This window comes from Pseudanabaena minima str. Chao 2107, assembly GCF_051131155.1.
GTDB classification, from domain to species: Bacteria; Cyanobacteriota; Cyanobacteriia; order Pseudanabaenales; family Pseudanabaenaceae; genus Pseudanabaena; species Pseudanabaena minima.
Window position 1 is genome coordinate 1,173,112 of the sequence record NZ_CP159508.1, and the last position, 16,663, is coordinate 1,189,774.

At 42.3% G+C, this 16,663-nt stretch carries 13 protein-coding genes; 4 read left to right on the forward strand and 9 right to left on the reverse strand.

From position 1 onward, the window contains the following. Nucleotides 1–24: 24 nt before the first annotated feature. The 3 genes from ABM313_RS05080 to ABM313_RS05090 all read left to right on the forward strand — a co-directional run bounded on the left by ABM313_RS05080 (nt 25) and on the right by ABM313_RS05090 (nt 2,954). Nucleotides 25–1,206 carry an amino acid ABC transporter permease gene (locus ABM313_RS05080; RefSeq protein WP_434686595.1) on the forward strand — a complete coding sequence of 394 codons (1,182 nt, stop codon included), beginning with the start codon at nt 25–27 and terminating at the stop codon, nt 1,204–1,206. A gap of 87 nt (nt 1,207–1,293) precedes the next feature. After that, complete coding sequence (locus tag ABM313_RS05085) at nt 1,294–1,866, forward strand: deoxycytidylate deaminase (RefSeq protein WP_434686596.1); 573 nt, start codon at nt 1,294–1,296, stop codon at nt 1,864–1,866. Nucleotides 1,867–2,054: 188 nt separating this feature from the next. After that, complete coding sequence (locus ABM313_RS05090) at nt 2,055–2,954, forward strand: type IV pilin-like G/H family protein (RefSeq protein WP_434686597.1); 900 nt, start codon at nt 2,055–2,057, stop codon at nt 2,952–2,954. A gap of 109 nt (nt 2,955–3,063) precedes the next feature. Here the strand turns inward: ABM313_RS05090 and ABM313_RS05095 are convergent, their stop codons facing one another. From ABM313_RS05095 to ABM313_RS05130, 8 genes are all read right to left on the reverse strand, one after another. Next, nucleotides 3,064–4,218 (reverse strand): pyridoxal-phosphate-dependent aminotransferase family protein, encoded by a 1,155-nt coding sequence (locus ABM313_RS05095; protein WP_434686598.1) that lies wholly within the window; start codon nt 4,216–4,218, stop codon nt 3,064–3,066. Between the two features lie 588 nt (nt 4,219–4,806). Beyond that, a complete protein-coding gene (locus ABM313_RS05100) occupies nt 4,807–5,487 on the reverse strand; it encodes a response regulator transcription factor (RefSeq protein WP_434686599.1) in 681 nt (226 codons plus the stop codon). Beyond that, a complete protein-coding gene (locus ABM313_RS05105) occupies nt 5,484–6,923 on the reverse strand; it encodes a sensor histidine kinase (RefSeq protein WP_434686600.1) in 1,440 nt (479 codons plus the stop codon). Before ABM313_RS05105 ends, ABM313_RS05100 begins: the two co-directional genes overlap by 4 nt. 68 nt (nt 6,924–6,991) lie before the next feature. After that, nucleotides 6,992–7,624, reverse strand: coding sequence for a cupin (locus tag ABM313_RS05110; RefSeq protein WP_434686601.1), 633 nt, complete (start codon nt 7,622–7,624; stop codon nt 6,992–6,994). 90 nt (nt 7,625–7,714) lie between these two features. Continuing rightward, on the reverse strand, nt 7,715–7,858 hold the full coding sequence (locus ABM313_RS05115; protein ID WP_434686602.1) for a hypothetical protein: 144 nt from the start codon (nt 7,856–7,858) through the stop codon (nt 7,715–7,717). A 42-nt stretch (nt 7,859–7,900) separates the two neighbouring features. Beyond that, entirely contained in the window at nt 7,901–8,734 is an 834-nt protein-coding gene (locus ABM313_RS05120) for a cytochrome c biogenesis protein CcdA (RefSeq protein ID WP_434688369.1), read from the reverse strand. Nucleotides 8,735–8,988: 254 nt separating this feature from the next. After that, nucleotides 8,989–9,549 (reverse strand): thioredoxin family protein, encoded by a 561-nt coding sequence (locus ABM313_RS05125; protein ID WP_434686603.1) that lies wholly within the window; start codon nt 9,547–9,549, stop codon nt 8,989–8,991. Nucleotides 9,550–9,611: 62 nt separating this feature from the next. Next, nucleotides 9,612–10,109, reverse strand: coding sequence for a TlpA family protein disulfide reductase (locus tag ABM313_RS05130; RefSeq protein ID WP_434686604.1), 498 nt, complete (start codon nt 10,107–10,109; stop codon nt 9,612–9,614). A gap of 441 nt (nt 10,110–10,550) precedes the next feature. Here ABM313_RS05130 and ABM313_RS05135 point away from each other — a divergent pair, with 441 nt between their 5' ends. Further along, complete coding sequence (locus tag ABM313_RS05135; RefSeq protein WP_434686605.1) at nt 10,551–14,771, forward strand: DEAD/DEAH box helicase; 4,221 nt, start codon at nt 10,551–10,553, stop codon at nt 14,769–14,771. On the opposite strand, the gene ABM313_RS05140 is transcribed toward ABM313_RS05135, so the two are convergent. Next, nucleotides 14,768–16,564, reverse strand: coding sequence for an ABC transporter substrate-binding protein (locus tag ABM313_RS05140; RefSeq protein ID WP_434686606.1), 1,797 nt, complete (start codon nt 16,562–16,564; stop codon nt 14,768–14,770). The genes ABM313_RS05135 and ABM313_RS05140 overlap by 4 nt on opposite strands. Between the last annotated feature and the right edge of the window lie 99 nt (nt 16,565–16,663).

Below are 16,663 nucleotides of genomic sequence, written 5' to 3' on the forward strand. Positions count from 1 at the left end.
CTGTAAATAATTTGTAGATGCATCATGACGCAAACTTCGGTCACGCCACCACTCCTAGCATCACAGAGTCCTTTAGTATGGGCAAAAAAAAATCTATTTAGCAGTTGGCTTAATAGCTTACTTACAGTTTTTTGTATCTGGTTGCTATATCAGTTTGTGAGCAATGTCTGTTTTTGGGCTACGACTCAAGCTCAGTGGTCAGTAGTGAGTAGTAATTTGCGGCTGTTTTTAGTGGGGCTTTATCCTGTCGAAGAGTTTTGGCGATTGTGGAGCATTTTAGCGATCGCAGGCTGTTTGGCAGGGATCTCATGGGGATTATGGGGCAGATTTAGTCGTTTTGTGGCAATCTCTATCGGTGCGTTAGCGATCGCCCTTGCAATTTTGCTACCTGTTGATAGCATCTCCAAAATTTTGACTTTAGCAATTAGTGGTGCGATTGGCATTGGGTTTCTGGTCGGTCAGCAATGCAAAAGGTTTGCCCAAAGCTCTTTGATTTTAGCGATCTCTTGGTTTGCAACTTTACCTATTTCTCTATGGCTGATTGGTGGCAATCTGGGATTAACTGCCGTTGATGTGAATGTTTGGAATGGGTTAGTTTTAACTTTGATCGTGGCGATTTCAGGGATTATATTTTCTTTCCCATTGGGAGTTTTGCTAGCTCTAGGAAGACAGAGTACATTGCCCTTAATTAAATGGTTTTGTGTCTTATATATTGAGATTGTGCGGGGATTGCCACTTATTGGCATCTTGTTTATGGCACAGGTAATGCTGCCTTTATTTTTACCAGCAGGTTTAGAAGTAGATCGCGTTTTGAGAGCGATCGCCGCTTTTATATTTTTTAGTGCCGCCTATCTTGCTGAAAATGTGCGTGGAGGCTTGCAGTCAATTCCTAAAGGGCAAGCGGAAGCCGCTAGAGCCTTGGGCTTAAATATTCCCTTAACAATTGCTTTAATTGTCTTACCTCAAGCTCTCAAAGCGTCGATTCCTGCGATCGTTGGTCAATTTATTGGCTTATTTAAAGATACTTCCCTAGTGGCGATCGTTGGTCTAGTCGATTTGATGGGTGTGTCTCGTACTGTCTTATCACAACCAGAATTTATTGGTCGCTATGCTGAAGTTTATCTATTTGTGGCTCTAATTTATTGGATGTTTTGCTTCTCACTGTCCCAAGCTAGTCAGAAATTAGAAAGAAAGTTGCAAAACTGAAGAGTCTAAACTTACCAGAATCTTCAGTTTTGGTTTTAGTTACAACGCTTTGCGCTATAACTAAAACCAAATAGTTCTTGATTACCTATGCCCGAATTGATCGAAACTGAATTGATCGAAAATGTAGCATTTCAGCAACGCCCCACATGGGACGAGTACTTTATGCTGCTTACCAAGCTTGCTGCTATGCGATCGACCTGTCTAGCTTTTCCAGTGGGTGCAGTAATTGTCAAAGATAGACAGGTACTTGCTACAGGCTACAATGGCTCACCATCAGGCTCAGTCCATTGCACAACGCAAGGTTATTGCTATCCAGAGATGAGTAACTGCACCGTAAACAAAGACTTTCCCTCAAGGGCAGTTCATGCTGAAGCCAATGCGATCGCCCAAGCTGCTAAACATGGGATCTCTACCGATGGTGCGAGTATTTATGTCACTTTGGAACCATGTATTTCTTGTTTAAAACTAGTAGTGTCGGCAGGTATTCGCGAAGTTTTTTATGAGACGACCTTTAATAAAGGCAATAATGCGGCACTATGCCAATCCTTTGTAGATGAGGGATTAGTAACGCTTAAGCAAATTCACATCTCATCGTCTGTTCTTCAAAGAGCAAATTTATTTATCAATTCCCCAACTTCTGAATTGAGCTTATTTACTTAGACTTGTTTTATGAGTAATGAAAAAACACCAAATTCCCATCTAGCTATCTGAGACCGATAAAAGGTAGACATTTTCAAAAATTTGAGCTTATCCTATCCTGCTCAGCGATCGCTTCTATTCTAATTGTGATTCTTAAATATATTTATTGAGGTTTACTTAGCAAGAGACAAGTTTGAATAGGTATAGATATGCGAAAAATAATTTCCCAGAAAAACATTAAAACTTTTGTCATAAGAATCTTTCAAGCGATCACTTTGCCATGTATCACTTCGAGCTTATTAGTGGCTTGCAATACAAGCGATCGTGCCAAAGACTCAACTAATCACAAACTAGGGGGGACTTGGGAATTTAAAAATCCAGATGGAGTCAAAACTGGCACGGCAATTTTTGAAACCCAAAATGATGTTGATGGCAATGTTTATATTCTGTCCAATGATTTGCCATCAGGTAAAACTGCGATCGCAGGTACTTTTAAGGTCAACTCTAGTCAAACTCCCCAGCAACTTGATCTTACTTTTGGCGATCTCACTACCCAAACTATCTATGAAATCAATAATGATGGACAGTTAAAAATAGCTAATTCGGTTCCCGAGCAGCCTCGCCCTACAGCACTAGATTCTCAACCTCAACAGCTAACCAAAATTGCGGATAGTACAACTATTCCTAGTGATGTCAAAATCTTGCGATCGCAAGATCTGATAGCAACTTCAGCCTTAATTCGAGAAGCAGAGAGCAAGTCATCCATTCGCGCAATTATGCGATCGCAGCAGCAAATATTTCAAACGCAAGGACAATTCACGACTGATATCAATCAATTAAGATTAGGATTATCGCTTAATTCAGAGTTCTATAGCTACAAAGTTACCATCTTGGACAATCTAGTGCAGAATAGCGCGGTTCCTTTAAAGGATGGATTGAAAGCTTATACAGGAATTGTCTATGCGATCGCTAGTACTGATGCTGATTCCAAAGCCACAAAATTACTTCTGTGTGAAAGTAATATTCCCACTAAACAAATTCCAACTAAACCTCAAAATCAAGATGAAGGCTATAAATGCCCAAATGCTTATACTTCAATCAATCCATAAAAAATGGGCGCAAAGCGCCCATTTTTTATGGATTGATTAAAAGTGTTGTGCAGCAACACTTTTAATCAATCTCTCAGTTTGTCTTTGAGCGCAAAGCACTTAAAGCAAATTAGCCGTTCAGAACTTCGATCGCCGCTTTCACGCCAGCACCAGAGGTGAAATTAGTGTAGCCAAGTGCCGAAATCGATGCTTCGAGAGCTGCGATCGCCGTAAGAATATCGCGATCGCCTACAAAGCCAAGATGTCCGATACGGAAGATTTTGCCATTGAGGTGATCTTGACCACCAGCCATGACGATATCGAACTTCTTCTTAATCGTAGCGCGAATCTTTTCTGCATCCAGCCCTTCAGGAGGAACCACAGAGGTAATCGAAGCACTCGCTGCATCATCAGGAGCCAATAAACCCAGATTCAGAGCCTTGACTGCTGCTCTAGTCGCTTCACGATGACGCAAGTGACGCGCAAAAATATTCTCTAAACCTTCACGCTGCATTATTTCTAACGAAGCTTGCAATGCCATCACCATATTCACGGAAGTAGTGAAAGGTGTGGAATTTTTAGCCGCATCTTTACGAGCCTTGCCTAAATCGAGATAGAACTTCGGTAGATTCGCCGTTTTGTAGGCTTCCCAAGCCTTAGGACTGACAGCTACAAATCCCAATCCAGGAGGAATCATGTAGCCTTTTTGAGAACCAGAACCGACGACATCTAAGCCTAATTCATCAATGGGAACATTCATTGCCCCCAAGCTGGTGACTGCATCAACGATAATCAGAGCCTTTTCATGGGCTTTGACATGGCGGTTAATTGCGACTAAATCGTTAAGAACACCCGTAGAGGTTTCGCTATGGGTGATAATTACCGCTTTGATTTCTTTATTGGTATCAGCCTCTAACTTGGCTCGGAAATCTTCTGGATCAAGTGCCTTGCCCCATTCCGCTTTGATTACTTCAGCATTGACACCATAGGCTTGACAGACTTCGACCCAGCGTTCGCCAAACTTGCCATTATCACCAACAAGGACGCGATCGCCTTTGCTGAGGAAATTAATGATGCCTGCTTCCATCGCGCCCGTACCGCTTACGGTGAGAATTAATACATCATTAGTTGTTTGGTGTAGCCACTTAAGCTTGGCGGTCACATCTGCCATGACCTTGCTAAAATCACCGCTACGGTGTCCGATGGGAGCTTTTGCCAGAGCCAACAATGCCTGTTCAGGCACAGGTGTTGGACCTGGGATCATTAACATCAACTTATCTTCCATGAGTCGAAATCTTGAATACTTGGTTAAATACTAGATCTAGTATTCTATAGCAGTATATGAACAAATACCCTTCCCTAGCCAAGAAATAGGGGTGTGCAACAAAGCCGCGCACCCTATTTCTTGACTTTATATTCTAAGCAAAACTTAACTACAAGTTTTCCAAATCCATAAGGTTACTTAAATTCTCATTATGAAACCAATTTTGATAACTGATGTTACGTGGAACTCAGAGAATGAATCTCTTACTACTAGCACGACAGGGCAACCACGGGGGGATTGCCCCTACCCCAATAATTTAGATTTTGTAGGGGCTGTGCCCCCGTGCCAGCCCTAAACTTAGATGATCGCAGGCATTGCATCCACGTAAGGTTAGTAATAAGAAGTACTGATATAGCTTTTTTTAGTCTAGCGTTTATTTAGTCTGGTGAAGTAATACCAATTCCCGAAAGTGTGGCTACACTTTTGGGAATTAAAAACCAAACCCAATAAAGGTTTCAAAATCACAAAATGGCTACGCCATTTTGTGATTTTGTATAAAGGTTCGATTCCCTGCCGAAGGCAGGGAATCGAACCTTTATACCTCGCTTTTCAAGCATTATTTCGTAATACATAACCAACCCCACGTACAGTGTGCAGTAAGCGTTTAGAGTTATTGTCTTCTAATTTGATTCGCAGCGCCCGTATATAGACTTCGATGATATTAGACTCACCCATAAAGTCATAACCCCATACAGCTTCGAGAATTTGGTCACGGGATAGTACTTGTTGGGGATGTCGCAACATGAATTCCAATAGATCAAACTCTTTTGCAGTAAGAACTATTTTCTGTCCAGCCCGATACACCTCATGGGATGAGCGATTTAAAGTGATATCTTCAAATTGTAAGTTGTCAGAAGTCTCGGGATACATCCGCCGCATTCTGGCTTTGACTCTGGCTAGCAACTCCTCAATACTAAAAGGCTTAGTGAGATAGTCATCAGCTCCTGAGTTCAACCCCGTCACCCGATCGCTTATTTCATCTTTTGCGGTCAGCATAATAATTGGTACTTGCACTCCCGTTTTGCGTAACCTTGTACAAACATCTAATCCTGATATTTCGGGCAGCATCCAATCCAAAATCACTAGATCAGGCTGATCGTCACGGGCTATAGTTAATCCATCTAAACCATTGAATGCCACAGTAACTTCATAGCCTTCTAAACTCAGTTCTGATTCGATAAACTTAGATAATTTGGGATCGTCTTCAACTAGAAGAATGCGATTATTCATCGTTGTGGATTCCATATCGGTAAAGTAATTGTAAAAATACTACCTTCATTGGGTTTGGAGAGCACAGTTATTCTTCCATCCATTCCTTCTACTAAGCTTTTTGCGATCGCTAGTCCCAGTCCCGTGCCATCTCTGGAGCGTGTGGAAGGATCATCACTGCGATAAAAACGCTCAAAGATACGATGTTGATGGGCTAGAGAAATACCAATGCCGCGATCGCGAACATGAATTATCGCTTGCTCATCTTTAGTTGCTAATTGAATTTCCACAGGATCAGTAGAATATTTAATCGCATTATCAACTAGGTTAATTAACACTTGTTGCAGCCGATCTTGGTCAGCCAGAGCAACTATATCTTGATCGGTTGATAATAATTTTATCGAGCGATCGCTGACTTTCTCACTCATGCCTGCAACTTCCGCAGCTAAAGTATTCAGAAAGACGGGATCTCGACGAAACTGTAAATTACCACTATCCGCCCTTGCAAGGTCTAACAAATCTTGGAGCATTTGGATTGTACGCTCAGTTTCAGCGCTGGCGGTTTCGAGGGCTTGTTTTTGATAAACGCTAAGATTGTCACCTCTCCGTAATAAGCTCTGCAAATAACCACAGATAACGGTTAAGGGAGTTCGTAATTCATGGGATACATTGCCGACAAATTGATGCTGCTGCTCCCAAGAACCTGACAGCCGATGCAGCATTTCATTAAAAGCCTGTGCTAATCCCAAAATCTCATCAGGAGCCTTAGCTAGTTGCAGTTTTGCCCCACCTAAGTCGTCAATAGAAATTACACTTGCCATCTGACTCATTTGTTGCAAAGGAACAAGGGCTTTACGAATTCGCAGAGCGATCGCTAAGATCAAAACCCCAGTTGCTATGGTGCTGACGATCGCTAATCCATAAATGCCATTATTTAGTTGACGTTGTTCATTGGTGATATCTTGCGAGAGATAGACTTTACCAACTATATTTCCATCTATGATAAGAGCGCTGCCACACATGACTGCATAGCGATCGCCTATTTGGACTACCTTAGGTGTAGTTGGTACTTCGTTATAACCAATATTTGTCAAGTCTGCCGATAGGTCATGATTATTTGCAGATTTAGCAAGAATTCGTCCATCAGCACTCTTAACCAAAACCGATAAGTCTGAAGTCGAAACCTTGCTAGATGTGCGTTCTATTCCTGCGTTAATTCCGCCCGTTTCCATATACATTTCCACTAGATCGGGGAAACGCATCGCAATGTACTCCAGCATTTGCTTATGACTATTAACTACAGTCTGTTCCATGCTCCAACCTGCCCAAGCAGATACCCCCATTAAGCTAATGACGGACAGTGCGATCAGTTCTACGGTCAAACGAAATTGAAGTGAGGTGGTGGAAACTCGCTTACCAAGTAGATTAGAAATCGCTGTTCTGATTGATTTATGCATTAACATTATTAGGGGCTAAGAAGGATGTTATGGTGCTTCGAGTCATCCTTGCATTTAAAAACTTGCATTTAAAAAACTTTAGCGGTGCACCGCTCTATATCAAACTCAAAACGTTTACTATAGTCAGTTATACCGTAGATATTAAAACTAATTGTGGGTTCATCACCAATCACTTCAATCTGGTGAATTGCATTGGGCATTAAACAGAGAATATCACCTGCCATAAGTATATGTTCGCCTGTTTTGACAATACGATCTGGAAATTCTGGAGTAGGCGATCGCTGCCAAAAGGTATTTTTCTCTGCACCATCAATCAACGCCACAATTCCCCACGATCCATGATTATGGATAGGAGAAATACTTTGAGGCGACCAAGCCACAGTCTGCACCGTCAGGGCAAAGTCTGGCTCATCATAGATCATTTGAACTGACCAACCTGTTTCGCGATCGGGAAGCAAAAAACTAGTTAATATCCATTCTGAACTATTTAATAATCGGCGAACTAATGGACAAATTTTTTGTAATCGCAAACGGTCATCTTTTTCTTGCCAGATGATATCTTCAATATCTGTGAGGAATCGATAGAGTCGATAGGGCGGTGTAGATGAATCTTCTTGCAAATCATTTAGCTCAGTTGTAAGGGGAAGACATTGGCTCTCATCATTAACTAACCAGTCTTGATTTGTCTCTTGAATTGACATTACTTTAGCGATTTTTGACGATTTTGATGTTATACCAAATCACAAAATGATAATACTTTTGGGAATTAAAAAACTTACTGGGTTCATTGTTCAATTCCCAAAAGTATTGCCACACATTCGGGAATTTGTATTACTTCCTGACGTTACGTAGAACTTAGATGATGAATCGCTTGCATGGGTTGCCGCAGTATAATCTGCGTGACCTAAATCAATAATTACCAGTTGTTCTACCATCCATATCTATCCACAAAATTCTTAATTTACTACCAATAGAACTTAACCGCCAATAAACCACTTTATACCTATAAATAGATAGTAAATTCCTGCCAAAATCAGCGCAACACTGCCAAACTTGGTAATTCCTTCTGAGTATTTCAGCAGCAGTTTGGCTTGTTTAGCGAAGCCAGTCAGCAAACTAGATAAGAAAATTACAATCGTATAGCCTAAGGCATAACTTACCATCGTCAGCACCGATAGAACTTGCGAACCACTTGCCACCGAAGCTGCAAGCACTGCAAACAGGACAGGACTAGCGCAAGGGGAACTAACCAAAGCATAGGTTAAACCAACCCCAAAAGGACCAAGATTAGATCCGCCAACGTTAATGTGAGGCAAAGGAATCCTAATCAAACCCAACAAACCGAGTCCCATAATTAAAATAATTGCTCCGACAGCCACATTAATGTGACCGCGATATTCCACAATTACAAATCCTGCGAAGGAAGAAACTAAGCCAAATAGGCTAAGAATAATCACATTACCAAGCACAAACATTCCCGCTTTGATAAAAGCATCTTTGCGTGAGGTAATATTGCGAGTGCCGATATAGCTCAAATTTATGGGCAGCATAGCAAGAATGCAGGGGGAAATGCTGGCAATCAAGCCACCAATAAATGCAAGAGGCATTAGTACCATTGGATTAGCTGTGTCTTGTTGTGCGAACCATTCCTGATAGCGATTTTCCACAACAGAGATGGCATATTCCAGTCCTTTAGATACTGGGTCAATAATCAACAGAGCGAGTGCAAAACCTAGAAGTGCTAATCCTCCAAAAACAAACCATTTTTTAGGGATTTTAGAACTGGTTTTCTTGCCTGTAGTAGTTTGCATAACCAGATCATCAGTATTGCGATCGGGTTTCTGAAGATGATTCATATAAATTTCCTAAGATGAGAAATGAAAAACATTCCATTCGTCTAAGAAACCATTTAAGAATTCACTAAATCCCCCCCAGCCCCCCTTAAAAAGGGGGGAGAATTAAATTCTTCCCCCTTTTTAAGGGGGGCTGGGGGGGATCTCTTAGAGTTTTTGATCGCAGAAATTAATCCTTAAATGGTTTCTAAGACAAATGGAATGTTTTGGAATTACTTTGTCAGCGCAGCATCCAAAACTTTGGTGTAAGCCATTTTGTCAGCATTGTTGCGATGTTGAGCTAAGATCTTGCCCGTGGTGGGATCAACAATTGTGAGCGAGCCAGTTTGGGTTTTATTCTCTGCCAAAAACTTGCTCAGCCCTAGCTCCTGAGCAGTAGCTTCCGCCGCCGCCGTGGTGGTTTTATCCGATACATCTAGTACCACAAATTCAACTTTGCCATCGTATTCTTTCTTCAGTTCAGAGACAGTTGGGGCAATATTTTTGCAAGCAGGACACCAACTTGCATAGACATCAACCACAACGGGCTTGCCCTGTAACTTTTGAGCAAGAGGACCGCCAACAGAAGCGCCAGAGGAAGATTTAGCAGCGCAAGGATCAGCTTTCTTCGCAGCACAAGGATCAGCTTTCTTTGCAGCGCAAGGATCGGGTTTAGTTACAGTAGTGGTTGTGGCAGCATTGTCTTTGGATGCTTCAGGTGTAGCGCAAGCAATAAATACACCCGTACTCAAGAGCGCGATCGCTGCTAATGAAGCAAGATACTTAATTTTCATAGAACTTTTTGATGACGAATATTGATAATTGAAGGTCAAAGGGATTGGGATAGGAGATCGCCTTATTTTTTAGATAAAACTGCATCTAAGACCTTTGTATAGGTACCTTTATTGGCATTATTGCGGTGTTGTGACAAGACTTTGCCTGTGGATGGATCGACGATAGTTAACGAACCTGTTTGAGTCTTATTAGCAGCAAAGAAAGCGCTGAGTCCTAACTCTTTGGCGATCGCCTCAGATCTGGCAGTAGAAGATCGATCAGATACATCTAACACCACAAAGTGAACTTTGCCAGCATAGTCTCTTTTCAGTTGAGAAAGGGTGGGGGCAATATTTTTACAAGCAGGACACCAACTCGCATAAATATCAACAACCACTGGCTTGCCATGCAATTTCTTGGCAAGAGGTCCACCGACTGAAGAAGATTGAGCATAAGCAGCTTCACCTGAGATCGCCTCGGATAGAGATTGTTGAAGAGATTCTGGCTTTACTAATGTGATCGCCGTGCCAAAGCTTAGTAAGGAAATCGCAGCAAGTGAGTTTAAGAGCCTAGCTTTCATAGAAATTACTCGGTTAAATATTGGAAGAAATTCAATATAGAATCTATTAAAGGCTAGAAAAATGAGTGGCAGATGAGGACTAGATTGAGATTACATAAATAAAATTGGGGTGGTTTGGTCAATAAACCGCTTTGAAGTAGCTAGGCATAATTAATTACAAAGTGAAACCCGTAAAGTTACGCCCCTGAGGGGCGTAACTTTACGGGTTTTAGTAATTTGTTTTGTACGAGTACTTAAGGCAATGCAATAGATCTCTAATACAGATCAAAATCCAAAAGATAAACGGTGGCGCTGTTTATCTTTTGGATTTTGATCTGTATTGAAAACCAAATTTTTGCTAAGATTAGTAACTGGCAATAAATACAATACAAAACTTGAATTTATTTTGTTGCCACCGATCGCAAATTCTTCTAATCATCTAGTCACATTACAAACCTTGATATGCCTGATTCTCTAGCTGATTCTGCCAAACTCTATGAAAGCCTGACAACAATTTATAACAAATTGTCAGCATTAGAGAGACAGATGATCCAGATTTTTGCGATCGCTTATGAACCAGTTAATCGCAGTGTATATTTTGACTGTCTCCTTCAGCTTGGACTCAAAGATAAAGATAATAAGCACTTTACTGCCGCTAGTGTCAAAGCATACATTGATCGATTTTTAAGACTAAACTTACTTGTTGCTGATCGTTCTCAAGGTACGCAATGCCACAATTCCCTAGTTGATATTGTGATGCGGGATGCGGTTAACTCAGGACAGTTTGAGAAAATTGTTAATGTCATCGAATTACAAATTCCTGTGCCATCTTACGGCAGAATTGATGCACGCACTTTCAGAAGTGAATCGCAGTTTATTCGTGAAGTTAGAATTGGGATTTACCGTCAAGATATCAAATTTGTTACCAAGCAGTTTGAGGACTTCTATCGCTTTGGCTATTCTCAACAGAAAATTACTCTAGATGCAATTTTGTATCAAGCCTGTAGTAATCCCTTTGATACTGAATGGTTCCAGACTTTAAAATTGGAATTCTATGAAATCGCTTTGGCGACGATTTTGACGAATGGAATGCTCAAGCTGAAGCCAACCGATGAAGCCTTAACACTTTTGCTAAAGGAGTTTCAGACAAAAGGCGATCGCTGTACTGATCAGTTATTGTTGATATTGATGGAACAGAGTCTGTTACGGGCAGATTTGCAGACGGCTCAAGAAGCTTACAACCGTCTATCGAGCGACTATAAAGATGCAGGCGAGGCTTTGTTAGCTTGGCTGTATTTTCTGAAAGGCGATCGCGAATATGCGATCGCTCAGTTTCGGCAATCCCTAAAGATGATCAGAAAGGCTACAGGCAAGCGTCAAGTTTATTTCAGTGGTGAACCAGGGCTATTTTTTATATTAGCGTTGATTCAGGAAGGTACTGCTGAAAGTATGCGTGAAGCTGAAGCCTATACAGCGATCATGGCTAAGCAGACAAACCATTGGTTGCAAGTCACCTATAGCAGATTGCAAAAGGTTTTGAAGTTCCAGTTAGGTGATATTCCCCAAAAGGATTTGCTGAGTAGTGAATATATTCACAACCATACTGAAAGTCATGGTCTAGAAGCGTTTTTTAGTGCGCTCTGCCTCTACTGGGTGAACCCAGAAAAATCTAGAATCGAATTACCGAGAATTCTCGAACCATTGCTTAAACAATCAGTGAATGCAGGATATCACTGGATTTCTATGGAATCCGCAGAACTATTGGGGGAACTTGCAACTAATTCTATTCATCAAAAACATGCTCAAAAATTACGACAAGGAAATCAAATTGCCACAATTGTCAACTTGATTCGTCCTCAGGAAACTTGGGAACTAAGTCTGAATGCATTGCTAAATCTCAGTAAATCGCCACAGGAGCAAGCGAAGACAGCCAATAATTCACCACAGAGACTAGTTTGGTTTATTACTTTTAATAAGGGAACTTGCACAATCCAGCCGAGAGAACAAAAAATCAATGCGAAGGGTGTATGGAGTGCGGGACGCAATATTGCGGTCAAGAGACTGAAAGAGTCGGTGCATGAATTTCCCTATATGACTCCACAGGATATTCTGGTTTGTTCCCATGTCCAAGTCTATTCCTATCATGGCTATTATGGACAGAACCAATATGAATTTGATGAAGATACGATCTGCGCCTTAGTTGGGCATCCCTTAGTATTTTGGGAAGATTCGCCAACTACTCGTGTCGATATTGTCAAAGGAGAACCAGAACTGCTGGTCAAAGCAAGTAAAGGCGATCGCCTAGTCTTAGAATTCTCACCCCAATTAAAAGATGGACAAAACTTTGTCGTCACCAAGGAAAGTCCTACGCGCCTAAAAGTAACGCAGGTAAACGAATCCCATCGCCGTATCACCGAAATTATTGGCAGAAAAAATCGCCTCGAAATTCCCGTAGCTGCCAAAGAGAAAGTGCTTGCGGCGATTCACGGCATCTCTTCTGTTGTGACTGTGCATTCGGATATTGGTGGTGGTGTTAGTGATGCGGAAGAAGTGCCATCGGATAGCAAACCCCATGTGCATATTTTACCTGCGGGGGGAGGCTTAAAAGTCGCAGTATTAGCCCGACCCTTTGGCAATGCAGGGGCATACTACCGCCCAGGGGCAGGCGGTGCAACGGTGCTGGCGGAAATAGATGGTAAGCGCTTGCAAGCAACCCGTAATCTCAAGGAAGAGAAAAAACTGGCGAATGAGGCGATCGCTGCTTGTCTCACTCTTGGTAATTATGAAGAACATGAGAGCGAATGGACAATTGACGATCCTGAATTTTGTTTGGAGTTATTACTGGAACTGCAAGCATTAGGCGATCGCATTGTCTTGGAATGGCCAGAAGGCGAAAAGATGCGAATTAGCCATCGCGCTGATTTTGGTAACTTTCGGATGACGATCAATCAAAGCCGTGACTGGTTCGCCGCCGAAGGTGAACTACAGTTAGGCGATGATAAGGTGTTGAATATGCAGCACCTATTAGAACTTCTCGATAAAACTCCTAGCCGTTTCATTCCCCTTGGGGATGGTCAATTTTTGGCGCTTACCCATCAGTTCCGCAAACGTCTCGATGAGTTTCGTCGCCTCTCCGAAAAGCATGGCTCAGGAACTAGATTTCATCCCTTAGCGGCTCTAGCTCTAGAAGATTTTGTCGATGAAATTGACGATCTTAAAGCTGACAAGCATTGGAAAGCCCATGTCAAGAGAATCAAGGAAATGCGGAACTTCTCGCCGCAACTACCATCCACCCTGCAAGCAGATTTGCGCGATTATCAGATCGAAGGTTTTGAATGGTTGGCGAGGCTTGCCCATTGGGGAGTCGGGGCTTGCTTAGCTGATGACATGGGCTTAGGCAAAACCTTGCAGTCTTTAGCCTTAATTCTGACCCGTGCTACCCACGGAGCAACCTTGATTGTTGCCCCAACTTCAGTCTGCATGAACTGGATCAGTGAAGCCGCGAAATTTGCACCAACCCTAAATGTGATTGTGTTTGGTACAGGCGATCGCCAAAAGGTGTTAGACAATCTCCAACCCTTTGACATGGTGATTTGTAGCTATGGATTACTTCAGCAAGAAGAAGTTGGAGAAATGCTAGCCAAAGTGCAATGGCAAACGGTTGTGCTAGATGAAGCGCAAGCAATTAAGAACACAGCCACCAAGCGATCGCAAGCTGCCATGAATCTCCAAAGCGGCTTTAAACTAATCACGACTGGCACACCAATCGAGAATCATCTCGGCGAACTATGGAATCTATTTCGGTTTATCAACCCTGGACTATTGGGTTCCCTCGATAGTTTCAATACGAATTATGCCAATCCAATCGAGCGATCGCAGGATCGGGAAGCTCGTAATCAACTCAAAAAATTAATCCAGCCCTTTATTCTGCGACGGACGAAAAACCAAGTATTGCAAGAGTTACCATCTCGTACCGAAGTCACGCTGCAAGTGGAACTCACCAAAGAAGAACTCGCTTTTTATGAAGCATTACGTCGTGAGGCAGTGGCGAAATTAAGTAGCACTGAGGCAAATGCAGGACAAAAACATCTGCAAGTCCTAGCGGAAATTATGAAATTGCGCCGCGCCTGCTGCAATACCAAACTTGTCAGACCCGATATTCCTTTACCCAGTTCTAAGCTTCAACTTTTCGGCGAAGTGGTCAGCGAATTGCTGGACAACAAACACAAGGCGCTGGTATTTAGCCAATTTGTCGATCATCTGCATATCATTCGCGATTATCTAGACTCGCAAAAGATCAGCTATCAATATCTCGATGGCAGTACTCCTGCCAAAGACCGTAAAAAGCGCGTGGAGGCATTCCAAGCAGGTGAAGGTGATGTCTTCCTAATCAGTCTCAAGGCTGGCGGCACGGGTTTAAATCTCACTGCTGCCGATTATGTCATCCATATGGACCCTTGGTGGAATCCCGCCGTAGAAGATCAAGCTAGCGATCGCGCCCATCGCATTGGACAAAAGCGCCCCGTCACGATTTATCGCCTTGTGGCAAAGGGAACGATTGAAGAAAAGATCGTCGATCTGCACACTCATAAACGGGATCTAGCAGATAGCTTGCTGGAAGGTACGGATATGAGTGGCAAGGTCACTACCGATGCTTTACTGCAATTGATTAATGAGATTTAGGACTTCAGTTTTAATTGTTCTACATTCCATAATGCACCCGTCACACCTGTACTGCCAGCTAATGATGATGGTTGAGCATTCTCCACGCGATCGCGTACAGCAACTAGGTACAAAGGTATCGTTAGGTGAATTAACGGTAATTGCTCCTGCACCAATTGTTGATATTCGGCATAGATGGCTTTACGTTTCGTTTCATCCAGTTCCTGTGCGCCTTGGATCATCAGCGAATGGATTTTCTTTTCCCAATCAGCAACCTCACGACCGGGGAAAGGCGGCTCATCACCAACTGGTCCCTTATTAAACATATGGGAATCTCCATCAGTTGCCCAGAGATTAATCGCACTATTGGGTTCAGCACCTCCAGTAAAGCCTAAAATAGTTGCATCCCATTGTTTAGAGTTGTCAAGCTTATCGGAGATAATCCGAAAATCAACAGGATTGAAGTCAATCTTCATGCCAATTTTTTCTAAGTCGCTTTTAATTTGTGCTCCCATCGCAACCCTACCACCCGCAGGAGCTAACAAAGTAAAGCGCACGAGATTACCTTCAGCATCGAGGAGTTGTTGTTCAGAATTATATTTATATCCTGCTTGTAAGAGAATCTCTTTGGATTTTTCAGGCTGATAATCGTAAACCTTAAGTCCTTTTTCAGGGGGGAAGAAATAGGGACTAGGGATAGAAACTGGTGAATTTTGGGTTTGGGCTAAACCTCGCGACAGATTGGTAATCATCGCTTCGCGGTTAAGGGCATAGGCGACAGCGCGGCGAAAGTTAACATCATTAAACCATTTGGATTTTTTCGGATCAACAAATGGTTCATTGGTTTTTGGATTTCTACCCTTATTGAGATTGAACATAATAAATGCTTGCCCAGTGGCAGGACCCGCATTATAAATTTTGTAGCGATCGCGTTGTTCAAAACGCTTCAATAATTGGAAGTCTTCACCACGAAGGCGATACATATCAAGATCTTGCGATCGGAATCGCAGCAAAGCCGTATCTGGTGATTCGACAATCTGCATTACAAATTGCTCGATATAGGGCTTTCCCTTCCGCCAATAGTAGGGATTAGGTTTATAGATCACCCGTTCTGAAGGTCGATATTCTTGGATTATATAAGCTCCACTGCCAACTAATTGACTAACAGGTGTGCTCAGAGTCCATGTTTCGAGAAACTTTAATTTTTTATCTGGCGCTTTAGGATCTTCTTGGAGAGTTGGCTCAAAGACATGTTTTGGTAAAATGCCAATTCCGCCTAATGTGCGGAGAGCGGGAGCAAAGGGTTCACTCAGCAAAAAAGAAATGCGGCGATCGTCAAGCTTCTCAACCTTGGGAAGAGTCTGCGATTGTCCAACTCGAAGAACATCACGAGTACCAGTGGGAATCTTCTCATTAAAGAGAATATTTTGATAGGTAAAGAGAACATCATCAACGGTGAGCGGTTGACCATCTGACCATTTCAGATCAGGGCGCATCGTGAAAATAAGTTGTTTACCATCTTGCTGAAATTCCCATTTTTCAGCTAGCTCAGCTTCTAGATCCTTGGTAATTGGATTTTCTGAAATCAAGCCAGTAAGGGTATAGCCAATAACGATGCCACTATAAGCATCATTAATTAAAACTGGATTAAAAGTTTTGATATCACTATCAAGTGGAACTACGAGTCGATTTTTGAGGGCTTCTGGTTTGACCGCGCAACCCCAAAGCAACAGCGAACACATGCCGATCAGTAGCAGCAAGACGATTGCTTTCCATTGTTTCACCTTGGTTCGTTTCTGAATGCTTCTTCTCACGATCTCCATCTTCCCTAAAAAATAAACAAAGTAAACATTAAGATCAAAAGCTTTTAGATACTAACCATTTTTGTGGCGCGGCTGCGTCGCGCCACAAAA